Below are 22,355 nucleotides of genomic sequence, written 5' to 3'. Positions count from 1 at the left end.
AATAGTGAGAAACCGGAGGCGGGATGGGCAAGGTCTACGACCGGATCGGTGAACGGCTGCGGCGCTTCATCGACGAGCAACCGGTGTTCTTCGTCGCCACGGCGCCGCTGTCCGGAAGCGGACACGTCAACCTCTCCCCCAAGGGCCGCTCCGGCACGCTGGCCGTGCTCGACGAGCACACGCTGGCCTACCTGGACTTCGGCGGCAGCCACGCCGAAACACTGGCCCACCTGCGCGAGAACGGCCGCATCACGCTGATGTGGTGCGCGTTCGCGGGCCCGCCCAAGGTGCTGCGGGTGCACGGGCGCGGGCGCCCCGTCTTCCGCGACGACCCGGAGTTCGCCGAGTTCGCCGCGGCGTTCGACGACGCCGACGGTCCGGGCGTGCGCGCCGTCGTCGTGGTCGAGGCCGACCGGATCAGCGACAGCTGCGGGTTCGCGGTGCCGCTGATGGACCACCGCGAGGACCGCACGCTGCACGCCGAGCACTTCGGCCGCAAGTCCGACGCCGAGTTCCGCGACTACTGCGCCGCGAAGGAGTTCAACGGCGCGAGCATCGACGGCCTGCCCGCTCTTCCGCTGCCGCTGCCGCCGCGCTCGGCCTGAGCGGTCGCAGAGACCGGCCGCAGGGCGCGGATCCCGCGTTCCCGCCCCCAGGAGCGAATCCGCCCGCACCGGCCTACGATGACCGGCATTCCCTTCCTCCGACACCGGCACGAGGATCACAACCATGACCGAAGACCGAGGCGGACCGCCGAACACCGGGTGGCCGCCGCCCAGCATGGACTTCAGCAGGCCGACCATCGCGCGCGCCTACGACGCGCTGCTGGGCGGCAAGGACAACTACGCGGCGGACCGGCAGCTTGCGCAGTTCGCGACCGAGAACATCCCCGGGCTCAAGGAGTCGGCGCTGGAGAACCGCAAGGTCCTGGTGCGCGGCGTGCGCCATCTGGCGGCCGAGGCCGGTGTCGACCAGTTCCTCGACCTCGGCAGCGGGCTGCCGACCGTGCAGAACACCCACGAAGTCGCACAGGCGCACAACCCCGACGCCCGGGTGGTCTACGTCGACGTCGATCCGCTGGTCACGGTGCACGGGCAGGCGATCCTCGCGGAGAACGAGCGCACCGGTGTCTTCACCGCGGACGTGCGCGAACCCGCTGCGGTGCTGGGCCACGCCGAGGCCCGCCGACTGCTGGACTTCGACCGCCCCGTCGCGCTGATGCTCGTGGGCATGCTGCACTACCTCTCCCCCGACGTCGCCGACGATGTGGTCACCGCATACCGCGACGCCCTGGCACCGGGCAGCCACCTCTTTCTGACCTCGCTGGTGGACACCGGACTGCCGGCCCAGCAGGAACTGGCGCGGATCACCCGGGAGAACCTCGAGGAGGGATGGGCGCGCACGCCCGAGGAGATCGAGTACCACTTCGGTGATTTCCGCCTCCTCGAACCCGGTGTCACCTATACGGCGCTGTGGCGCCCCGACGAACCGGTCGGCGCCGACAACCTCGCCCCCGGCGAGCAACTCGGGATGGCCGGAATCGGCCTCAAGAACAACTGAAAGAAGTCGGAGGCGGGCCCTGGCCCGCCTCCGGAGACTTCGCGTCATCGCGGCCGCTCGCAGAGTGAGCGGACTTTTCGGTATCAGCGGTGAGCGGCCTCATATTCAGCGACGATCTCGGCGGGAATACGTCCGCGGTCGTTTACCGACTTGCCTGCCTGCTTCGCCCAGGAGCGGATCTCCGCTGCCCGCCGGCCGCTTCCAGCGCTTTTCTTGCGCCCCTGGATCTTCCGGCTGGTCTGCGAGATCTTGCGCGCCCCGCTCAAATACGGCGACAGGGCCTCACGGAGCTGTTCCGCGTTGGCGGAACTGAGATCGATCTGGTAGCTCTTCCCGTCGATGCCGAACTCGACGGACTCGTCGGCGGTTCCGCCGTCCAGGTCGTCGACGAGCAGGACCTCAACCTTCCGAGACATGACGTTACCTCGATCTTCTCAAACAGCGCTGGCGGATTCGCATCGTCGGTATCCACTATAGGAAATAACGCAGGGGAATCCAAACAGAGGCAGAACTTTACCTTTGTTGCCCCTCGCTTTTCGGCTATTCCGGCTTCACCGCCCAGGGGCGCCGAAGAACCCGTCGCCCGCTCACCGGGGCGCACAACCGCACCACCGCACCACGCGCCGCAGCGGTGCGCCCCGGGCCCTATTCTGCAGGGCGGCGCCGCGACGCGCGCCCCGCCCGTAGTACGCGCCCGGCAGCCGGCGCCCTTCCGCTCACCCGCGGCGCCGGGAGGCGGTCGTCGGGTCCGCGGCGGCGGCTGGGATGCTGGTGGAGGCGCCCGGGCCGGCGGGCCGGCGCCGCGCGCGGCGCGTTCCGCGCAATCGGTGGGATGATGGGAGAGGCATGGCGTTGACGTCCGAGACGACCCGAGACCCGGTGCCGCGGGCGGTGCTGTGGGACATGGACGGCACTCTGGTGGACTCCGAGCCGCTGTGGGGGCTGGCCCTCGACGAGGTGGCCGCGGAGCTGGGCCGGCCGCTGGACGCGGAGGTCCGCGAGGCCATCACCGGCACCGACGACCGGACGACCATGCGGCTGCTCGCCCGCCACACCGGCACCGCGGCCACCGACGCCGAACTGGAGGCGCTGCGCGACCGCATCGTCGCACGGGTCGCCGGATTGCTGGAGGCCGGTGTGCCCGTGCTCGCAGGCGCGCTGGAGGCCGTGCTGGAGCTGCGGGCGGCCGGGATCCCCCAGGCGCTGGTCACCTCCTCGCCGCGGCGGGTCGCGGAGATATCGCTGCAGGCGCTGGGCCGCGACTCCTTCGACGCGGTGGTGACCGCCGAGGACGTCACCCGGCGCAAACCCGACCCCGAGCCCTACCTGCTGGCCGCCCGGCTGCTGGCGGTGGAGGCCCACGAGGCGTGGGCGGTGGAGGACTCCCCCAGCGGCGCCCTGGCAGCAGAACGGGCGGGCTGCCGCCTGCTGCTGGCGCCGGGAGCGCTGCCGTCGGCCCGCGCGCCGCACCGGGCGGAGCTGGCCGCGCTCGGCGAACTGCTGGCGGTCGGGGCCGCGGAGGGCCGGGCCTGATCCGCGGGCGGGGAGCGGCCGCGGTCGCGCGGCCCGCCCCGGCCCGGTTGGTACCGCCCTTCTTCTGGCGGGAGAGCTTCTGCTGCAACCGCCGGGCGCGGGCCGCCTCGCCCGGAGTGGCGAACCTGCGGTCGTGGAAGTCACCCTCAGATGTGGTGGCGGCCACGGCCACACCGCGGTCCACCCCGATCGCGCTGTCGGGGGCGGCGTGGGCCTCCGGAGTGGAGTGCCCGTCCTCGACGAGGAAGGACACGCACCAGTGGCCGCCCTGAGAGGAAACGGTGGCCGAGCGGACGGTCCCGCCCAGGGCGCGGGACATGCGCAACCGCACCCATCCGAGCTTGGCCAGTTTGACCCGGCCCCACCTGCGGTTCAGATTCTCGACCCGGATCTGCTGGGCGTCGGGGAACCGGAACGAGGGCCGCCACCGGTGCTTGGCCCGCCACCGCACACGGAAGGTGCCGTGCTCGCGGCAGGCCCGGTCCAGATCCTTCAAGGTCTGCTGGAGGATGTGGGACGGAGCCGCCGCCAGCCATGCCTCGTCCTACTTGGCCTCGGCGAGCTCGCGTGCCTGGAGGTGGTAGCCGCAGAACGGTCCCGGTCGGCCGCGGGTGTAGCGGTCGACGTACTGCCGGCGCTGGTCCAGGGCGGTGTTCCATACCGCCCGGCAGATGCTGCCGAACTCGGCGCACATCGCGGCCTGCTCATCGGTCAGTGCGAGCCGGTACTTTCGCCCTGTCAGCATGGGAACACCTCCCCTCTCGACAGTCCGTCCGGTCTGCCACGCAGACCGTGACCCGATTCAGTTTATCGTAAATGAGTTCGATAGAAGCGGTTAACCCCACGACTGACGTCGGGGGTCTGCACCGCGAGACCCCGATCAGCGCGGCTCCCGGGGCATCGGAGCGGAACCGCTCCTGGGCGCGGCCGACGGCCTCCATGAACGCCGTGTTGCGGGCCAGGTCGCCCTCGCCCTCGGGAACGGTGAATCGGGTGAAGACGACCGGAGCGCCCGCGGCCCGGGCCGCGGCGTGGAAGCGGGCAGCACGGTGCACGGCGCCGCTGCGGCGCACAGGGGTGCTGAGCAGGTCGCCGAAGAAGCCTTCGGGTCGGACGGTGTTCACCTGCCAGTGCAGGGCGAGGACGGCGGTGCGCTGCAGCGCGGGTTTCGGGGGCATGGGGGCGGTCGTGCCACGCCCGCGGGGGCGCCCCGGCGGCGCCCCCGTCCGGGCGCACCTCAGTCGGCCGCCTATCCGGAGCGGCTCTCGTCGACCAGGTCCGCATAGTCGGGGTGGCGGTCGATCCATCCCTTGACGAAGGGGCAGACCGGATCGACCGACAGGCCCCGATCGCGGACGTCGTCGAGCGCGCCGCGGACCAGCGCGCCGCCGACGCCCTGCCCTTCGTAGGCGGAGTCGACCTCGGTGTGGGTGAGCACCGCGCGGCCGTCGGCCATTCGGTAGTCGACGTAGCCCGCGACACCGGCACCGTCGCCGGTCCGGGCCTCGTAGCGGTTGCGCTCGGGTGCGTCGGCGACTTCGATGTCCATGGCTGCCTCCTGGAGTCCGGGACGAATGCGGGGCGGGCGTCGCCTTCCCCGCGGCCGGTATCGCCTGCCGCTACCCACTACCCCGCAGACGGGCGACCTCCCCACGCACGGCGGGGGCGATCTCCGCGGCGAAGCGCTCGACCTGGGCGGCGCCGCCCTGGTCGGGCGCGAAGACGAAGGTGTCCATGCCGACCTCGACGGCGAGCCGGGTGAACTCCTCGACCCAGGCGTGCGCGGGTCCCTGGAAGCTGCCCGCGCCGCTGCCGTCGACGGTCCCCATGACGTTGTAGATCCGCCGGACGGCCGCCGGGTCGCGCCCGGCCTCGCGGGCGGCGGCGTCGATGCGCTCGGCCATGGCGGGCAGCTTCTCCGGCGGGAAGTAGGCGCTGGAGGGTACCCAGCCGTCGGCCAGGCGCCCCGCGGCGGCGAGCATGCGGGGGCCGCCCACGCCCAGCCAGATGCCGATGTCGTGCGCCGGGGGCGGGCCGGGCTTCACCCCGGCGAGGCGGTAGTGGCGGCCGTCGTAGCGCACGGAACTGCGCTGCCACCACATCAGCCGGATGACCTCGACCGCCTCCTCCAGCGCACCCGCAGCCTCGGGCGGAGTCCGCGAGGGACCGCCCATCGCGCTGACGGCCTGCCGGAAGGCTCCGGCACCCAGACCCAACTCGAAGCGGCCGCCGGAGAGCACATCCAGGCTCGCCGCGGTTTCGGCCATCACAGCGGGCGGGCGCAGCGGCAGGTTGGCCACGTCGGGGAAGACGGAGACGCGCTCCGTGCGGGCCAGGATCGTGGCCATCAGCGCCCAGGCGTCGAGGTGGCGGCGCTGGTAGGGATGGTCCTGGATGCCGACCAGGTCCAGTCCGCCGTGCTCGGCGGCGCGCACGGTCGCCATGGTCTCGTCGAGCCTGTCCGCGTCAGGGGCGGGGAACACCCCGAAACGCAGCGGATTTCCGTAGTCGGGCACCGGACTCCTCCCGTCGCCGAGTGCTCGGGATGCGCGCGCAGGCGCCGCCGCTGCCGAGTCTGCCATGTCCGGGCCCGCTCCCGCCGCCCGGCGTGCCGCCCCAGCGGCGGAAGCGGGTGCCGACCGGGGAAGCGAAGGAGGCGCCGCCGTGGCGGCGCCTCCCGCGGCCCCTCCCCTCCACCGGGGCCGGCTTGACGTGCGGCGAAGGGCCCCGCGGGCCGTCCTGCCGGACGTCGGCATGGAAGTTTACTTCCCCCGAAAACGATACATATGCATCGAACTTCCCTGGTTCCGCATCACGGGGCCACCGGCCCTCAGCGGCGCCAGTCGGTGCGGGTGCTGCCTCGGGAGGCCCGCCGGCCGCCGCCCTTGCCCTGCTTTTCGCGAATGCGCATCGTCAGCTTGATCGGACTGCCCTCGAAGCCGAACTCCTCGCGCAGGCGGCGCTCGATGAAGCGGCGGTAGTTGTCCTCCAGGAACCCCGTCGTGAACAGCACGAACTGCGGCGGCCGGGCGTCGGCCTGGGTGGCGAAGAGGATCTTGGGCTGCTTGCCGCCGCGCACCGGCGGCGGGGTGGCGGCCACCAGCTCCTTCAGCCAGCTGTTCAGGCGGCCGGTCGGAATGCGGGTGTCCCACCCCGCCAGGCTGGTCTCCAACGCCGGCACCAGCCGCTCCATGTGGCGGCCGGTCTTGGCGGAGACGTTCACGCGCGGCGCCCAGGACACCCGGGAGAGCTGGCGGTCGATCTCCTTCTCCAGGTAGTAGCGCCGCTCCTCGTCGAGCGTGTCCCACTTGTTGAACGCCAGCACCAGCGCGCGCCCCGCCTCGACGACCTGCTCGACCACGCGGATGTCCTGCTCGGCCAGCGGATCGCTGACGTCCATCAGTACGACGGCCACCTCGGCGCGCTCCAGCGCGGTCGAGGTGCGCACGGTCGCGTAGTAATCGGCGCCCTGCAGCGCGCGGAAGCGGCGGCGGATACCCGCGGTGTCGACGAAGGTCCACGGCCGCCCGCCCAGCTCGATCACCTCGTCGACGGCGTCGCGCGTGGTCCCGGCGACGGCGTCCACGACCACCCGGTCCTCGCCGGCGAGCCGGTTCAGCAGGCTGGACTTGCCCACGTTGGGACGCCCCACCAGCGCGATCCGGCGCGGCGCCGACTCGGGCTCCTCCTCGCCCTCGCTCGGCGCCTGGGGCAGCGCGGCGATCACGGCGTCGAGCATGTCGCCGGTGCCGCGCCCGTGCAGCGCGCTGACGGGGAACGGCTCGCCGACGCCGAGGTTCCACAGCTCCAGGGCGTCGGCCTCCTGGCGTTCGCCGTCGACCTTGTTGGCGGCCACCACGACGGGCTTGCTGGTGCGGCGCAGCACCCGCACCACCGCGGCGTCGGCGTCGGTGATGCCCACCGTGGCGTCGACGACGAACACGATGGCGTCGGCGGTCTGCGCGGCGTACTCGGCCTGCTGGGCGACCACTTTGGCCAGCCCGCTCGCCCCGGTCTCCCAACCGCCGGTGTCGACCAGGGTGAACTGCCGCTCCTGCCAGGAGGCGTCGTAGGCGACGCGGTCGCGGGTGACGCCGGGGACGTCCTCGACGACGGCCTCGCGACGCCCGAGGATACGGTTCACCAGGGACGACTTGCCGACGTTGGGCCGCCCGACCACGGCGACCACGGGCTTGACCTCGACCTCTTCCTCGGCGGTGGTCGGCTCGCCGACGACGGCGGGATCGTTCTCACTCATCGCTCTTCTCCCGGTTTCGCCGCCCCGCGCGCCCAGGATCGCGTGCCGCGGGGCGGATTGGCGGGCCGCGCCCGCGTCAGGGCGCGGCGGTGTTCGCACCGCCCGTCGGGCGGCGCGGTGTGCTGCCGCAGCCGACGGCTCGGGCGTGTGCCCGAGCGCGACTGCGGCGGTCGACCGGCCGGGGCCGCCCCGGCGGCGTCCGCGCGGGCCGCCGCCGGGGCGGCCCGCTCCGGCTGTGCTCGGCGTGCAGAGGCTCCGCCGCCCCGTGCCGCCGCGACGGCTAGATGGCGGCGGAGCTCTCGGCCTGCTCGGCGGCCGCGACGGCCCGGTCGATCAGTGCGACGACGATCGCCACGACTTCGTCGAGCCCCAGGCCGGTCGTCTCCAACTCCAGGGCTTCGGCGGTCTGGGTCAGCGGCGAATCCTCCCGGCTGGAGTCGAGGAGGTCGCGCCGCGCGAGGTCGGCCTGGATCGCGGCCACGTCGCTGCCCTGCACCTCGCCGCTGCGCCGGTGCGCCCGCGCCTCGGCGCTCGCGGTCAGGTAGATCTTGACCGACGCGTCGGGGGCGACGATGGTGGTGATGTCGCGCCCCTCGACGACGATGCCCCCGGCCCGGCGCCGCGCCTGCGCGATGGTGCCGCGCTGCTCGTCGACGAGCCGCTCGCGCACGGCCGGTACCGCGCTGACGGCGCTGACCTTCGCGGTGACCTCCTGCGTGCGGATCTCACGGGCGACGTCCCTGCCGTCCACGTGGACCGTGGGCGCGGCGGGGTCGGTGCCCATGGTGATGTCCGGGCGTCCGGCCGCCTCGGCGACGGCGGCCGCGTCGTCGACGTCGATCCGGTGGTGCTGCATCCACCAGGTCATCGCCCGGTACATCGCCCCGGTGTCGAGGTACCACAGACCGCGCGCCGTGGCCACGCCCTTGGCCGTGCTGGACTTGCCCGACCCCGAGGGACCGTCGATGGCCACGACGACTCCCTCGGCGCTGCCCTGCGCGCTCACGTGGTGCTCTCCTCCGGAGTGTGCTGCTTCCATCTCATCTCAACGGTTCAGCCTACAGGCGCCGCGGCCCGGTCGGCACCGCCGCGTCCTCGGCGATCGGCGCCGCCGCCGGAAAGTGCCGCGGCCCTGGGCGACTGCGGAGCTCCGCCTCCTTCGGCGAATCGCCCGCCCGAATGGGCTCAGGCGTGCACCGAGTAGCCCCGCTCGCCGAGGACCCGGGCGAGGCGCTCGGCGGCCTCGGGCACCACGGAGAGCTGGGCCACACCCAGCGGCAGGCCGATGGAGTGGTCCAGCCGCACGTCCTCGATGTTGACTCCGGCCTCGCCCGCCGCGTGGAACAGCCGGCCCAGCGAATCGGGTTCGTCGGGGATGAGCACCGGCACCACGGTGTACTCGGGGGCGCGGTGCGCACCGTGCTTGCCGGGGACGCGACCGCGTCCGCGGACGCCGCGCTCCAGCAGACCCGCGACCGCCTCCGGTGCGGCGGTTCCCGCGCCGGCGGGTCCCGCCTCGCGCAGTGCGGCGGCGGAGGCGGACAGGTCCGCGGCGACGGTCTCCAGCACGTCGGCGACCGGTCCCCCGTTGTGGCTGAGGATCTCCCACCACAGCCCGGGGTCGCCGGCGGCGATGCGGGTGACGTCGCGCACGCCCTGCCCGGCCAGGGACAGGGCGGTGTCGTCGCCGTCCAGCAGGCGGGCGGCGACGGCGGCCGCGGCGACGTGGGGACCGTGGGAGACCAGCGCGGCGGCGCGGTCATGGGCGGCGGGGTCGATGGCGACCGCCTCGGCCCCGCACATCGCGATCAGCTCGCGGACCGCGGCCACGGCCTGGGAATCGGACTTGCCGGTGGGGCACAGCGCCCAGGACCGGCCCAGGAACAGGTCGGCGCGGGCGGCGCTGGGACCGCTGCGCTCGCCGCCGGCCATCGGGTGGCCGGGCACGAAGGTGGCCAGGTCGCAGCCGGCGTTCTCGGCGGCGTCCACCACCCGGTACTTGACGCTGGCGGCGTCGGTGTAGACGTGGGCAAGGCCGCGGTCCTGGGCACCGCGCAGCACACCGGCGACGGCGGACGGCGGCGCGGCGATCACGGCGATGTCGGCCGGACGCTCCGGAGCCTCCTCACCCAGGGGCGATCCGGCGCCCAGCTCGCAGGCCAGCCGCAGGGTCGCGGCGTCGGGGTCGCTGAGGGCGACCTCGGTGCCGTGCTCGCGCAGCGCAAGTGCGACCGAGGTGCCGATCAGCCCGGCGCCCACGATCACGGCGCGTTCGATCCTGCCCACGTCGCTCCCTGTACTCTGCTGCCGCTGTCGCGGCGCGTCCTCGCCACCTGCCCGGCGCGCACGCAGCAGGCGCCGGTCTCCTGCCTTCGGCCGAACGACGCGACGGCGCCACCACCGGCCCGCCGAACCGCTTTCCAGCGTAGGGCACTCGGGCCGGGAAGGGGGCTGGGACCAGGAAGTAGGGCTGGGTCCGGTGGGCGGCCTTGCTGGTCCGGTCGGTGCATCTAATGCGTGGTTTTCGCCGGATTCCGGCCGCTGTCCGGTCGAAACCCTGCAATAGGTAGCACCGGTCCCATCGAGTCTGTCTCCAGGGCTGGATTCGGCGCCGGATCCAGCCCTGGAGACAGGCTCGGCGCGGCTTCCACCGGCGAGCACCCGACCCGGCGACCGTGCACCCGAGCCCCCCACCACCGTCGCCGCCGCCTTGGACCACCCTCCACCCGGCAGACCGCGAGGCCGCCAAGCGGACCCCGGCCGCGCCGCGCGGCGCCTACATCGCCCCGCCTACTGCGCGATGTCCAGCCGCAGCGCCTGGGCGCCGCGCAGGTAGACGTGGTGCAGGTCGGCGCGGGGCTTCGCCGTCTCGATGTGGGCCATGATGCGGACGACGCGGGGCAGGGCGTGCGGGACGCCGATCTCCGCGGCGCACATCAGCGGGACGTCGGTGAAGCCGAGCTTGCGCGCCGCCAGCGCCGGGAATTCGGCGGTGAGGTCGGGCGTGGCGGTGAAGAGCACGCTGATCACGTCGTCGCCGGTCAGCTCGTTGCGCTGGAGGACCTCCGTCACCAGCTCGGCCGTGGCCTCCAGGATGGCCTCGCGCTCGTCGGCGTCGACCTGAACTGCGCCCCGGATCGCTCGTACTGCCACTGTCGCCCGTCCTTCGTCCTCGTCGCGCTCTGCTTCGAACGGCGCGCGCCGTTCGAAGCAGAGCCGCCTCGCCGGTTACATCCCTGCGGCAGTGTAGAGCTCGCTGACCTCGCCGGCTGTCAATGCACGCATCGTGCCGGGTTTGAGGTTGTTGATCCCGACCGGGCCGATCTGGGTGCGGGCGAGGTCGGTCACCGGATAGCCGACGGCCTCCAGCAGCCGGCGGACGATGTGCTTGCGCCCCTCGTGCAGCTTGATCTCGACCAGCGCCTGCGGTTCGCCGTTCTCCACGATGCGGAAGGAGTCGATCTCCACCGGGCCGTCGTCCAGCTCGACTCCGGCGCGGACCTCGCGCAGAGCCTCGCGCGGGAACGGTCCGGGGACCTTCGCGAGGTAGGTCTTGACCACGCCGTAGCGGGGGTGGGTCAGCCGGTTGGCCAGCTCGCCGTCGTTGGTGAGCAGGATCAGGCCCTCGGTCTCGGTGTCGAGGCGGCCCACGTGGAACAGGCGCTCCTCGGTATTGCCGGTGTAGTCGGCCAGGGTGGGGCGGCCTTCGGGGTCCGACATCGTGCTGACGACACCGCGCGGCTTGTGCAGGGCGAAGTACCGCCGGTCCGGCGATACGGCCACGAGCATGCCGTCGACCCGGATCTCGGAGCTCTCGGGGTCGACGCGGGCGCCGAACCGGCGCACGGTGTGGCCGTCGACGGTGACCCGCCCGGCCACGATCAGCTCCTCGCTGGCGCGGCGGCTGGCCACACCCGCCTGGGCCAGCGCCTTCTGCAGGCGGATGCCGCCGTCGACGCCGGTGTAGGCGTCGCGATCGTCGCCGGGGCTCTCCTCGTCGCCGGGGTCGTACTCCGAACGCAGGGTGTTCAACCGGGCGCGGGCGGCCGGCGAGAGGTCCCGCTCGGCGGCGCCTCCCCCGCGGGGGACCCGGCTGTCGCGGAAGTCGCGCGCGGCGGGGCGGCGGCCGCCGGCGCGGAAACCTCCGCCTTCCTCGCGCCGGGTGTAGACGCGCGAGGAGGAGCGCTCCGACCGCTGCCCCTCGCCCCGGGAGCCCGCGGCGGCACCGCGACCCGCACCGCGGGCGCCGCCCCGTGCGCCGGGGGCGGGTTTGCGGTCGCCGGTGGGGCGGCCCCGCTCGCTGCGCTCGGAGGAGCCGCCGCGGTCCGGGGCGCCGCCGCGGCCTGTGGAACGCTCACCGCGGGAGGACTCGGCGCGGCGCACGGGATCGCGCTCCCGGCCGCCGCCGCCCTGCTGACGACCCGGCCGCTGCTCGCCCTGGCCGGCGCGGCGCCCGCCGGTGCCGCCGGTGCCGCGCCCGCTAGGGCCGCCACCGGTACCGCGGCCGCCGGTGCCGCTGCCGCCGCCGCGGCCCGCGGAACCGCGACCCGCGGAACTGCGGCCGCCCTGGCCGCGGCGGGCCGCACCGCCGTCGCGCCGCGTGTTCTTGCCCGTGTTGTCGTCGTTCTGGTTGCCGCGCTCACCGCGCGGGGCCGACCGGCCGCGGTCGCCGCGGCGGTCGTCTGCGTCCCGCGCACCGCGGGACCGGGAATTCTTACGTGGCGTGTTCACCGGTGTCGTCAATACCTTCGATGTCGTCAGGCAGGAAAGGGGCGAGGTCGGGAAGCTCGTCCAGATCGCGCAGGCCGAGCCGCTCCAGGAAGTAGGTGGTGGTGCGGAACAGGTGCGCACCCGACTCGGGATCCTGCCCGGCCTCCTCGATCAACCCCCTCAACACGAGGGTACGCATAACGCCGTCACAGTTCACACCTCGCACAGCGGAGACCCGGCCGCGCGAGACGGGCTGGCGGTAGGCCACCACCGCCATCGTCTCCAGCGCCGCCTGGGTGAGCCGGACCTCCTGGCCCTCCTTGAGGAAGTGCTCGACGATACCGGCGCACTCGGGCCGGGTGTAGAACCGCCACCCCTCGGCGACCTGGCGCAGGTCGAATCCCCGCCCCTGCTCGGTGTACTCGCGCGAGAGGCCGGCCAGCACCGCCGCGATCTCGTCGACCGGCCGATCGAAGGCGCGGGCGAGGTCGTACTCGGCCACCGGCTGGTCGACGACCATCAGCACCGCCTCCAGATCGCGCCGCAGGTCGGCGCCCCCGCGCTGCTGCGGCGTCGCGGCCTCCTCCGACCGCGCCGCGCCGTGGTGTGGCTGCTGCTCTGCCGCGCTCACGTGCTCTCCTCGCTGCTCTGCTTGGCCTGGTCGAATTCGTCGGAGACGGCGACCTCCCCCTCGGCGCTGCCGGTCCAGGTCACGGTCAGCTCCGCGAGCGGCTCGGGCTGCTCGAAGCTGACTCCGGCGGCGCGGTAGAGCTCCAGCAGCGCCAGGAACCGCGCCACGACCTCGAAGGTACCGGCGCAGTCGGCGGTCAGCTCGGCGAAGGTCAGCGTGCCGCTCTCGCGCAGCGCCCGCACGACGATCTCGGCCTGCTCGCGCACCGAGGTGCGGGTCTGATGGATGTGGGTGACCGGGACGCTCGGCGGCTCCTTGGGCGTGAAGACCCGCGCGGCCAGCATGGCGAACTCCTGCGGCCCGAGCTTGATGAAGACGTCCGGGCGCGCGTCGGCGAAGCGCCGCTCCAGCGGCACGGCGCGCGGGAAGCGCCGGCCCTGGGAGGCCAGCCGCTCGGCCAGCACGCCGGCGACCTGCTTGTAGGCGCGGTACTGCAGGAGGCGCGCGAAAAGCAGGTCGCGCGCCTCCAGCAGGGCCAGGTCGGCCTCGTCCTCGATCTCCCCGCGCGGCAGCAGCCGCGCCGCCTTCAGATCCAGCAGCGTGGCCGCCACCAGCAGGAAGTGGCTGGCCTGGTCCAGGTCCCAGGAGTCCCCGTGGGCCCGGATGTAGGCCATGAACTCGTCGGTGACCTGGGAGAGGGAGACCTCGGTGATGTCGAGCTTGTGCTTGCTGATCAGCCCGAGCAGCAGGTCGAAGGGTCCCTCGAAGTTCTCCAGGTGCACCTGGAACCCGCCGTCGGCGGCCTCTTCGCCTTCAGCTGCCATGCGGCGGGGTCGACTCGGTTCGGTTCATGTTCCCAGAGTGGCACCGCACCGGCGGTGCCCGCTTCAATCGGTGTTCAGACGCTGTACGAGCATGCTCGACTCTCCGTGCTCCTCGAAGTCGGCGAGGAGCACCGCGACGGCCTCCCGCACGATCCGGCCGCGGTCGGCGGCCAGGCCGTGCTCGCCCCGCAGCGACAGCCGGGTCTGCTCCAGAGCGAGAAGCTCGGGTGCCGAGATGTACACCGTGATCTTCTCGTCGTGGCGCTGCCGACCGCTGGGCTGCGGCGAACCGGCCGTGCGTGCCTGCGGTGCGCGCACGGGCGCGGCGGCCTGTGTCCCGGTCGCGAGCTGCTGGGCGGCCGTCTGCTGGGCCGACTGCTGCTCGACCGGGGCTGCGGAGGGTGCGGGCTCGGGCTCGTCGGGGTCGGAGGAGCGGAAGAACAGCTCGTCTGCCCCCGGCAGGGTCACACGTCGTGACCGCTGTTTGGCCACCGGGCCAGCACCTCCTTTGCCAGGTCGCGGTATGCGTTGGCACCGGCCGACGAGGAGTCGAACCGCGTTATGGGCTCCCCCGCCACGGTGGCGTCGGGGAAGCGGATGGTGCGGTTGATGACGGTGCCGTAGACCTTGTCGCCGAAGCCGTCGATGATGGTGGCGAGCACCTCGCGCGCGTGCAGCGTGCGAGGGTCGTACATGGTGCCCAGGAACCCGTCGATGACCAGGTCCTCGTTGAGTCGTTCCTGGACCTTCTGGATGGTGTCCATGAGCAGCGCGACACCGCGCAGTGCGAAGAACTCGCACTCCAGCGGGACGACGACCCCGTCGGCCGCGGTGAGCGCGTTGACCGTGAGCAGCCCCAGCGAGGGCTGGCAGTCGATGAGCACGACGTCGTAGTCCTGGACGACCGGGCGCAGGGCGCGCGCGAGCATCTGCTCCCGTGCGACCTCCCCCACCAGCTGCACTTCGGCCGCGGACAGGTCGATGTTGCTCGGAATCAGGTCGAGACCGTCGATGTCGGTCTTGAGCAGCACGTCCTCGACACCGACGTCGCGCTGCATGAGCAGGTTGTAGACGGTCAGGTCGAGCTCGCGCGGATCGAGCCGCCCCAGGCCCACCGACAGCGCCCCCTGCGGGTCGAAGTCGACGAGCAGCACCCGTCTGCCGAACTCGGCTATGGCCGCGCCGAGGTTGATCGTGGTCGTGGTCTTACCGACCCCGCCCTTCTGGTTACACAGTGCTACGATACGTGCCGGACCGTGGCTGTCGAGCGGCTCCGGCTCGGGATAGTCCGGCTTGGGTCTGTTCGATTGCAGTTCGGCCCCCGTGCTGCGCGTTTCCCCCCATGGGTTGCTCGCCGGGGAGTCCGGCATGCCCTCGTCGACGGGGCCCTTCGGCGCCGCGTCGTCGTACTCCGACCAGCTCACAACCCTTGACCTCCCTACGGACCGGCCGCCGCCGGGCGAAGTCCCGCCCTGCGGTCGGCCTGCCGTCGGAAAAACTCAATATGTCGACAGCAACCAACCGTCGTGCCGCGACTCTAGAACGTCCGCGCACAATGATTCAACGCGACACTCTACGCCGGTGGTGGTCCCGCTTTCGGACCGCGGCGGCTGCCGGGCCCGGCGCACTCACCCGGGCGCTTCGGCGCGCGGGTGGCTCGCGGCGTAGACCTCGCGCAGCCGGTCGACCGTGACCATGGTGTAGACCTGCGTTGTGGTGACCGAGGCGTGGCCGAGCAGTTCCTGCACCACGCGCACGTCGGCGCCCCCGTCGAGCAGGTGGGTGGCGAAGGAGTGGCGCAGCGTGTGCGGGGACACGTCGCTGAGGCCGGCCCGATCGGCGGCGGCGCGCAGCACCGCCCAGGCGCCCTGGCGGGTCAGCCGGCCGCCGCGGGCGTTGAGGAACAGCGCCGGCGAGCCGCGCCCCGACGCCGCTAGCACGGGTCGGGCCCGCACCAGGTAGGCGTCCACGGCGCTGCGGGCGAACCGCCCGATGGGCACCAGCCGTTCCTTGCCGCCCTTGCCGCGGAAGCGCACCGCGGAGACGCCGCCCTCCGCGGCCTCACCGGCTCCCTCGGCCTCGGGCGAGGGCTCGGGGGCGAGCCGGGTGATGTCGTCGACGTCCAGGCCCACAGCCTCGGAGATCCGCGCACCGGTGCCGTAGAGCAGCTCCAGCAGCGCCCGGTCGCGGGCGGCGCGGGGATCGCCCTCGCCGGGGATCGCGCCCAGCAGCGACTCGATGGCCTCCAGCGACACCGCCTTGGGCAGCCGCCGGGGCGGCGTGGGCGGGCGGACTCCACTCGCGGGGTCGGTGTCGGCCAGCCCCTCGCGGAGCGCGAAGCGGTGGAGGCCGCGCACGGCCACCACGGCCCGGCCGGCGGAGTTGCCGTTCAGCGGCGGGTGGGAGTCGTCGCCCTCGCGCAGCCGCCGGAGGAATTCGGTGACGTCGGCCTGGGAGACCTCGCGCAGCGCGTCCACCCCCCGCCCGGCCACGAAGTCCAGGTAGCGGCGGAGGTCGCGGCGGTAGGAGGACAGTGTGTTGGCCGCCAGGCCACGCTCGACCGCGAGGTGGTCCAGGTAGCCGCCGAGCGCCGACTCCAGCGCGGGCGGCGGCTGCGCGCGGGGGGTGTCGTGCTGTGGGGGCACCGTCGCGATCACCCGCCTTCCGCGCGTGGGCAGAGTCGGGGCGATCATGCCACACACCGCCGACATCGCATCCCCGACACGGCGATACCGCCCGCAACGCGTGCGACCACCACACCGGCGACAACCCGCACGAGCGCGCCGACTCGGACACCGCGCCGGATATCGGACGGGAAGCGGGACGGCGACCCGGGGCGGGGGCCGCCCGCCCCGGGTCGCCCCGGCCGCGCCGCCGCCCGCGTTCAGACGCCGGCCGGGCGCAGCGACGCGAACGACTCGCGGGCGGCGCCGGCGGCCGCGAGGATGCCGACCACCGCGGCGCCGTTGTGCAGCCGGCCGGAGAGTGCGGCGGCCACCGCCTCCTCCAGCGGCACCCACCGCAGCACCATGTCGGTCTCCTCGTGGACGCGGTCGAAGCCGATCTCGTCGCCCTCCAACCGGGTCAGGCCGCGCCCCAAAAAGACCTGGATGCGCTCGCTGGAGAAGCCCGGCGAGGGAAAGAAGTCGGCCAGCTCGTACCACCGGTCGGCGCGGAACCCGGCCTCCTCGCGCAGTTCCCGCTGCGCGGTGGCCACGGGCGGCTCGCCCTCCTCGTCGCGCACACCGGCGGGCAGCTCCCACAGCCGGTGCCGCACCGGATGGCGGTACTGCCTGAGCATGAGCACGCGCTCGTGCTCGTCCAAGGCGAGCGCGGCCACGGCTCCGGGGTGGTCGAGGTACTCCCGTGCGGCCACCTCGCCGCCGTCGCCGCCCGGCATGTGCACGTGATCGACGCGGGTGACGGTCTTGGCGCCGCGGTAGCCCTCGACGCTGCGCTCGACCTGCCAGCTCTCGGCCGCGTCGGCGACCGCGCCTGCGGAGTCGGCCTGGAAGGGAGTGGGCTCCCCGCGGCCCGGCTGCGCGCTCATGCCGGCTCGGCGGTGTCGGCGGGAGCGGTCGGCGCGGCGTCGGCCTCCAGCACGGCGCCGGTGTCGCCGACGGCCGCCCCCGCGGCGTGGTCCAGCGCCGCCGAGATCAGGCCGCGGAAGAGGGGGTTGGCGCGGGTGGGGCGCGAACGCAGCTCGGGGTGGGCCTGAGTGGCGATGTAGAACGGGTGCGTATCGCGGGGCAGCTCGACGTACTCCACGAGTCTGCCGTCGGGTGAGAGCCCGGAGAAGACCATCCCGGCCTTTTCGAGGCGGCCGCGGTAGGCGTTGCTCACCTCGTAGCGGTGCCGGTGGCGCTCTGCGGCGCTCGCCTCGCCGTAGAGGCCGCGGGCGATGGAGCCCTCGGCCAGCTGCGCCGGGTACAGCCCCAGGCGCATGGTGCCGCCCATGTCGCGCTCGCCGGCGACGACGTCGGTCTGGTCGGCCATCGTGGAGATCACCGGGTGCTCGGCCTTGTCGTCGAACTCCGCGCTGTTGGCGCCCTTGAGCCCGGCGGCGTTGCGGGCGTACTCGATGACCATGCACTGCAGGCCCAGGCAGATGCCCAGCAGGGGGATCCGGTTCTCGCGCGCGTAGCGGATCGCGCCGAGCTTGCCCTCGATGCCGCGCACGCCGAAGCCGCCGGGGATGAGCACGCCGTCGGCACCGCCCAGCTCCCGTTCGGCACCCTCGGGGGTGTCGCAGTCGTCGCTGGCGACCCAGCGCAGGTCCACGCGGGTGTTCTCGGCGAAGCCGCCGGCCCGCAGCGCCTCGGTGACCGACAGGTAGGCGTCGGGCAGGTCGATGTACTTGCCCACCAGCGCGACGGTGACTTCGCGGTCGGGCTGGTGCACCCGGCGCAGCAGGTTGTCCCACTCGGTCCAGTCGACGTCGCGGAACGCCAGGCCGAGGCGGCGCACCACGAAGGCGTCCAGACCTTCGCGGTGCAGCACCTTGGGGATGTCGTAGATGGACGGGGCGTCGGGGGTGGAGACCACGCCGCCCTCGTCGACGTCGCACATCAGGCTGATCTTGCTCTTCAGGCTCTGCGGGATGTGCCGGTCGGAGCGGCACACGATCGCGTCGGCCTGGATGCCGATGTTGCGCAGGGCGGCGACCGAATGCTGGGTGGGCTTGGTCTTCAGCTCACCCGAGGGGCCCAGGAACGGCAGCAGCGAGACGTGCAGGAAGAAGCAGTTGTCGCGGCCGATCTCGTGGCGGATCTGGCGCACGGCCTCCAGGAACGGCTGGGACTCGATGTCGCCGACGGTGCCGCCGATCTCGGTGATGACGACGTCGACGTCGGCGGCGTCCATGGCGTAGATGCGCGCCTTGATCTCGTTGGTGATGTGCGGGATGACCTGCACGGTGTCGCCGAGATAGGCGCCCTGGCGCTCTTTGGCGATGACGCTGGAGTACACCTGGCCGGTGGTGACGTTGGCCGAGGCCGACAGTTCGGTGTCGAGGAAGCGCTCGTAGTGGCCGATGTCGAGGTCGGTCTCGGCGCCGTCGTCGGTGACGAACACCTCTCCGTGCTGGAACGGGTTCATCGTTCCCGGGTCGACGTTGAGGTAGGGGTCGAGCTTCTGCATCGTGACGCGCAGGCCACGCGACTTCAGCAGCCGCCCGAGACTCGACGCGGTGAGGCCCTTTCCGAGGCTGGAGGCGACCCCGCCCGTGACGAAAAGGTGTTTGGTGCTCGCGGCGGTTGCCAAAACTTGCTCCCGTGGTTGTACGGCGACGGGCCGCCCGGTTCCGATCGGAGGCCCGTGCGGTGCCCGGCGCCGGAGGGTTGGCTCCCCGTCCGCGACCTCGGACTCCACGGGCCACCAGGATAACAGCGCCGGGCACCCGCGCCGATCGTGCGCCCGGACGTGTCCACGCCCTGTCCCGCCCACCGCGCCCGGGTACACGCCGACGCACCGGCCGCTATCGCAGGATGCCCTCGTGCAGAGCCCGCAGGACGGCGTTCGTGCGATCCCGGGCACCGAGTTTGAGCAGGATGGTCGAGACGCGGTTCTTCACCGTCCCTTCGGCGAGGAACAGGATCTCGGAGATCTCGCGGTTGCTGCAGCCCTCGGCCATCAGCCGCAGAACCTCCAGTTCGCGTTCGGTGAGGTCCTCTACCGGAGCGTCGGCGCCCGGCGGCGGCGGGCCCGAGCGGATCGCCCGCAGCAGCCGGTCGGTGATCGTCGGGGCGATGAGCGTCCCGCCTTCGGCCAGCGTCCGCACCGCGCGGGTCAGCTGCTCCAGGGTCACGTCCTTGAGCAGGTAGCCGCGCGCCCCCGCCCGCAGGGCGTCCAGTACTGCGGCGTCGTCGTCGAATGTCGTCAGCACGAGTACCGGGACCGCGCTGCCGGACTCGCGCAGCCGCTCCAGCGTCCAGATCCCGTCGTACCGGGGCATCCGCACGTCGAGCAGGACCACGTCCGGTGCGGTCGCCGCGATGGTGTCCAGGGCCGCCTGCCCGTCGTCGGCTTCGCCCACCACGTCGATCTCGGCGACTTCGAGCAGACCGCTGATCCCCTGGCGCACGAGGGCCTGGTCGTCGACCACGACGACCCGCGTCACGGCACCGGCACCCGGGCGGTGACCCGGAATCCCTCGCCGGCGTCGAAGGTCACACCGCCGCCGAGGGCCTCGAACCGCTCGGTGAGGCCGCGCAGGCCGTTGCCGGGTATCGGGCGCCGTGCGCCGCGTCCGGAGTCCACCGCTGTCAGGACGGCGCCGGACGCCTCGGAGGAGACCTCGATCCGCAGTTCGCGGGAGTGGGCGTGGCGGATCGTGTTGGTGGCGATCTCCTGCACGGCTCGCACGAGTGCGGCCAACTGCTCCTCGTTGACCCGGACACGCGGGTCGACGTCGATCGACACCTGCAGGCCGGGCAGATCGCGGACCACGTTGCGCAATGCCTCGGCGAGATCCGACGGCTCGGCGCGCAACTCCCCCACCGTCTCCCGCACATCGGCCAGCAGGCCGCGCGCTACCGCGTGCGCCTTGTCGGCGTGCCCGCGCGCCCGCGTGCCCTCGCTGTGCCGCGCCGCCTCCAATTCGAGTGTCAGCACAGTCAGCTGATGGCCGATGAGGTCGTGCAGGTCGCGAGATATCCGCAGCCGCTCCGCGGTGCGCGCCGACTCCGCCAGCAGGACCGTCGCCGCCTGCAGCTCGACATGGGCGCCGGCCAGCTCCCGGCGCGTCCGCTGCTCACGGACGAGCGCGACCGAGCCCAGCAGCGTCGCCGTCTGAATCAGCAGGTAGAAGCCCGTCGAGAGCAGCACGTCGGCGACCGCGCCCGAGTGCTGCACGGCGGCGGACGCGACGACGGCCGTATTGAGCGCGACGACGAGGAAGCCGATGCGCAACCGCACGGTATAGACGCTCGCTGCCGCTGTGAGGACCAGCAGGACCGGCAGCACTCCCAGGTTGGAGGCGGTCAGCAGCGCCGCCCAGGACGCCGCGACCGACACGGCGAAAGCCGCATACCGCACGCCTGCCGGAGGTTGGTCCGCGACCGCGACCAGCAGCATGGCGATGAACAGCGCGAACAGCACGGTCCACCAGCCGCGGGCGATCACCGGATCGATCAGTCCCGCCAGCACCGGTCCGGCCACCACGACCGACACGACGAGCATCGCCAGGCCCGACCACTCCGCAGGCCCGAGTTTTCGCATAGCGCCACACTAAAGCCCGAGTGCGCAGGGCGCCTGTGCCGGAAGTCATCGTCGGCGAGCTGACTTCCGGCACAGGCGCGCCACCGGTCCCTCTGCCTAGGCTCTCCGCCATGAACAGCACGGGATGGGCGGTCCACGCTGAGAGGCTTCGCAAACGGTACGGCGGCAAGGTCGCGGTCGACGACCTGGACCTTCGGGTCGATGCGGGAACGGTACTGGGCATCCTCGGGGCCAACGGCGCAGGGAAGACCACGCTGGTCGAGATGATCGCGGGGCTGCGCGCGCCCGACAGCGGACAGGTCAGCGTCTTGGGCTTGGATCCCGAGCGTGATCGCGCGAAGGTCCGCCAGGTTCTCGGGGTCCAGCTGCAGCACGCCAACCTGCATCAGGCGCTGACCGTCGCCGAACTCGTCGCCCTGTACCGCAGCTTCTACCCCGACCCGCGGCCCGCCGGGGAACTTCTGGAACTCGTCGGCCTGTCCGATCAGCGCGGCATCCGCTTCGAGAAGCTCTCCGGCGGCCAGCAGCAGCGACTGTCCATCGCCCTCGCTCTTGCCGGGCGGCCCCGCGTCGTGATCCTCGACGAGCTCACCACGGGGCTCGACCCGCGGGGCAAGAGGCGGATGTGGGAGGCGATTGAGCGCCTGCGCGACGAGGACGTCACCGTCCTGCTGGTAAGCCACGCCATGGAGGAGGTCCAGCGCCTCTGCGACCGCGTGGTCCTCATCGACTCGGGGCGCGCCGTCGCGCTCGACACGCCCGCCGGCCTGGTCGCACGCGCGGGGACCGACGACCTCGACGGCGCGTTCGTCGCACTCACCGGAAAAGAACTGGAGGACGGCGAATGAGCACCACCGTGGAGGCACGCCGCCCGGGCCCGAAAGCCTGGCTGACGCTGATCGGTTGCGAGGCCAGGATGGTCGCACGCGACACCGCCGGACTCGTCGTTCCCATCGGGCTGCCCCTGCTCATCCTCGTGATGAGCGCCCAGGGGGCCGGCGACGCGGTCGCCGCCGGCGGGCAGACCGCGCTGGAAGTGTTCGTGCTACCGCTGGTGCTGACCATGGTCGTCGCCACCATCGGCATCATCAACATGCCGAGTTTTCTGGCGTACTACCGCCGCACCGGCGTTCTGCGCCGATTGTCAGCCACCCCCGCGTCACCGGCGATGGTGCTCGTCGCCCAGGCGGTGGTCAGCGCGATCCAGGCGATCATCGGGGTCACCGCGGCGCTCGCGGTGGCGGTGCTGGTGTTCGGCGCCGAGCCGCCGGTCCACCTCGCCTCCGCCCTCGGCGTCTTCGTACTGGCGATGGCATCGATGTACGCCGTCGGCATGATCGTCGCGGCTATCGCGCCGACGCCCAACTCCGCGGTCGCGATCGGACTGGTCGTGTTCTTCGCCGTCGGCGCCCTCGGGGGCCTGTTCGGCGGTCGCGACACCCTGCCCGACGCCGTTGCGACCGTCGGCGCATGGCTGCCGTTCGGCGCGGCGGTGGAGGGCCTGTCGACGGCCTGGACCGGCGGCGCCCTCGAACCGGTTCACCTGGCCGGACCGGGCGTGACGATCGCCGTGGGCGTCGCCGTCGCGGCTGCGCTCTTCCGGTGGGATTAAACCGTCGGA

Annotated in this window: 24 protein-coding genes; 5 read left to right on the top strand and 19 right to left on the bottom strand. The window is 72.7% G+C overall.

Annotated elements, in window-relative coordinates; genetic code table 11:
• The first annotated feature begins 23 nt into the window (after positions 1-23).
• Together EKD16_RS10890 and EKD16_RS10885 are read left to right on the top strand one after the other, a co-directional pair.
• Positions 24-605 carry a pyridoxamine 5'-phosphate oxidase family protein gene (locus tag EKD16_RS10890; RefSeq protein ID WP_131098282.1) on the top strand — a complete coding sequence of 194 codons (582 nt, stop codon included), beginning with the start codon at positions 24-26 and terminating at the stop codon, positions 603-605.
• Between the two features lie 124 nt (positions 606-729).
• The gene (locus EKD16_RS10885) at positions 730-1,560 is read left to right on the top strand and encodes an SAM-dependent methyltransferase (protein ID WP_131098281.1); all 831 of its coding nucleotides are present in this window, start codon (positions 730-732) and stop codon (positions 1,558-1,560) included.
• Positions 1,561-1,643: 83 nt separating this feature from the next.
• Here EKD16_RS10885 and EKD16_RS10880 read toward each other — a convergent pair whose 3' ends face one another.
• Positions 1,644-1,976 (bottom strand): histone-like nucleoid-structuring protein Lsr2, encoded by a 333-nt coding sequence (locus EKD16_RS10880; protein ID WP_131098280.1) that lies wholly within the window; start codon positions 1,974-1,976, stop codon positions 1,644-1,646.
• Between the two features lie 430 nt (positions 1,977-2,406).
• Between EKD16_RS10880 and EKD16_RS10875 the strand changes: the two genes are divergently transcribed.
• Positions 2,407-3,093, top strand: coding sequence for an HAD family hydrolase (locus tag EKD16_RS10875; protein ID WP_165498547.1), 687 nt, complete (start codon positions 2,407-2,409; stop codon positions 3,091-3,093).
• A gap of 544 nt (positions 3,094-3,637) precedes the next feature.
• Here the strand turns inward: EKD16_RS10875 and EKD16_RS26075 are convergent.
• The 18 genes from EKD16_RS26075 to EKD16_RS10785 all read right to left on the bottom strand — a co-directional run bounded on the left by EKD16_RS26075 (position 3,638) and on the right by EKD16_RS10785 (position 20,734).
• The gene (locus EKD16_RS26075; protein WP_242677331.1) at positions 3,638-3,838 is read right to left on the bottom strand and encodes a helix-turn-helix domain-containing protein; all 201 of its coding nucleotides are present in this window, start codon (positions 3,836-3,838) and stop codon (positions 3,638-3,640) included.
• The gene (locus EKD16_RS10865; RefSeq protein WP_131098278.1) at positions 3,798-4,271 is read right to left on the bottom strand and encodes an isochorismatase family protein; all 474 of its coding nucleotides are present in this window, start codon (positions 4,269-4,271) and stop codon (positions 3,798-3,800) included. Before EKD16_RS10865 ends, EKD16_RS26075 begins: the two co-directional genes overlap by 41 nt.
• Positions 4,272-4,342: 71 nt before the next feature.
• Positions 4,343-4,642 (bottom strand): GNAT family N-acetyltransferase, encoded by a 300-nt coding sequence (locus EKD16_RS10860; protein ID WP_131098277.1) that lies wholly within the window; start codon positions 4,640-4,642, stop codon positions 4,343-4,345.
• Positions 4,643-4,712: 70 nt separating this feature from the next.
• Positions 4,713-5,609 (bottom strand): LLM class flavin-dependent oxidoreductase, encoded by an 897-nt coding sequence (locus EKD16_RS10855; protein WP_242677330.1) that lies wholly within the window; start codon positions 5,607-5,609, stop codon positions 4,713-4,715.
• 314 nt (positions 5,610-5,923) lie between these two features.
• Positions 5,924-7,351, bottom strand: coding sequence for a ribosome biogenesis GTPase Der (gene der, locus EKD16_RS10850; RefSeq protein ID WP_131098275.1), 1,428 nt, complete (start codon positions 7,349-7,351; stop codon positions 5,924-5,926).
• Between the two features lie 280 nt (positions 7,352-7,631).
• Positions 7,632-8,357 carry a (d)CMP kinase gene (gene cmk, locus EKD16_RS10845; RefSeq protein WP_165498546.1) on the bottom strand — a complete coding sequence of 242 codons (726 nt, stop codon included), beginning with the start codon at positions 8,355-8,357 and terminating at the stop codon, positions 7,632-7,634.
• Between the two features lie 179 nt (positions 8,358-8,536).
• A complete protein-coding gene (locus EKD16_RS10840) occupies positions 8,537-9,637 on the bottom strand; it encodes a prephenate dehydrogenase (protein ID WP_131098273.1) in 1,101 nt (366 codons plus the stop codon).
• 504 nt (positions 9,638-10,141) lie between these two features.
• On the bottom strand, positions 10,142-10,504 hold the full coding sequence (aroH, locus tag EKD16_RS10835; RefSeq protein ID WP_131098272.1) for a chorismate mutase: 363 nt from the start codon (positions 10,502-10,504) through the stop codon (positions 10,142-10,144).
• A 75-nt stretch (positions 10,505-10,579) separates the two neighbouring features.
• Positions 10,580-12,082 carry a pseudouridine synthase gene (locus tag EKD16_RS10830; RefSeq protein ID WP_131098271.1) on the bottom strand — a complete coding sequence of 501 codons (1,503 nt, stop codon included), beginning with the start codon at positions 12,080-12,082 and terminating at the stop codon, positions 10,580-10,582.
• Entirely contained in the window at positions 12,066-12,608 is a 543-nt protein-coding gene (gene scpB / locus EKD16_RS10825; protein WP_242677413.1) for an SMC-Scp complex subunit ScpB, read from the bottom strand. The genes EKD16_RS10830 and scpB overlap by 17 nt, the downstream gene beginning before the upstream one ends.
• 80 nt (positions 12,609-12,688) lie before the next feature.
• Positions 12,689-13,516, bottom strand: coding sequence for a segregation and condensation protein A (locus tag EKD16_RS10820; RefSeq protein WP_131098270.1), 828 nt, complete (start codon positions 13,514-13,516; stop codon positions 12,689-12,691).
• Between the two features lie 63 nt (positions 13,517-13,579).
• On the bottom strand, positions 13,580-14,008 hold the full coding sequence (locus tag EKD16_RS10815) for a hypothetical protein (protein ID WP_207391498.1): 429 nt from the start codon (positions 14,006-14,008) through the stop codon (positions 13,580-13,582).
• A complete protein-coding gene (locus EKD16_RS10810) occupies positions 13,981-14,940 on the bottom strand; it encodes a ParA family protein (RefSeq protein ID WP_131098269.1) in 960 nt (319 codons plus the stop codon). The genes EKD16_RS10815 and EKD16_RS10810 overlap by 28 nt, the downstream gene beginning before the upstream one ends.
• A 204-nt stretch (positions 14,941-15,144) precedes the next feature.
• A complete protein-coding gene (locus EKD16_RS10805) occupies positions 15,145-16,209 on the bottom strand; it encodes a site-specific tyrosine recombinase XerD (RefSeq protein WP_131098268.1) in 1,065 nt (354 codons plus the stop codon).
• Positions 16,210-16,400: 191 nt separating this feature from the next.
• A complete protein-coding gene (locus EKD16_RS10800; protein WP_131098267.1) occupies positions 16,401-17,066 on the bottom strand; it encodes an NUDIX domain-containing protein in 666 nt (221 codons plus the stop codon).
• Positions 17,063-18,778 (bottom strand): CTP synthase, encoded by a 1,716-nt coding sequence (locus EKD16_RS10795; protein WP_131098266.1) that lies wholly within the window; start codon positions 18,776-18,778, stop codon positions 17,063-17,065. The genes EKD16_RS10800 and EKD16_RS10795 overlap by 4 nt, the downstream gene beginning before the upstream one ends.
• A 214-nt stretch (positions 18,779-18,992) precedes the next feature.
• Positions 18,993-19,634 (bottom strand): response regulator, encoded by a 642-nt coding sequence (locus EKD16_RS10790; RefSeq protein ID WP_131098265.1) that lies wholly within the window; start codon positions 19,632-19,634, stop codon positions 18,993-18,995.
• On the bottom strand, positions 19,631-20,734 hold the full coding sequence (locus EKD16_RS10785; protein WP_207391497.1) for a sensor histidine kinase: 1,104 nt from the start codon (positions 20,732-20,734) through the stop codon (positions 19,631-19,633). The genes EKD16_RS10790 and EKD16_RS10785 overlap by 4 nt, the downstream gene beginning before the upstream one ends.
• 110 nt (positions 20,735-20,844) lie before the next feature.
• On the opposite strand from EKD16_RS10785, the gene EKD16_RS10780 reads away from it, so the two are divergent.
• Positions 20,845-21,582: an ABC transporter ATP-binding protein gene (locus EKD16_RS10780; protein ID WP_131098264.1), complete on the top strand. Its 738-nt coding sequence runs from the start codon at positions 20,845-20,847 to the stop codon at positions 21,580-21,582.
• Positions 21,579-22,346, top strand: a complete 768-nt coding sequence (locus EKD16_RS10775; RefSeq protein ID WP_131098263.1) for an ABC transporter permease — start codon at positions 21,579-21,581, stop codon at positions 22,344-22,346. The genes EKD16_RS10780 and EKD16_RS10775 overlap by 4 nt, the downstream gene beginning before the upstream one ends.
• The last annotated feature ends 9 nt before the right edge of the window (positions 22,347-22,355 follow it).

Source organism: Streptomonospora litoralis (assembly GCF_004323735.1).
Classification (GTDB): Bacteria; Actinomycetota; Actinomycetes; order Streptosporangiales; family Streptosporangiaceae; genus Streptomonospora; species Streptomonospora litoralis.
This window is presented reverse-complemented; position numbering and strand designations above follow the sequence as displayed.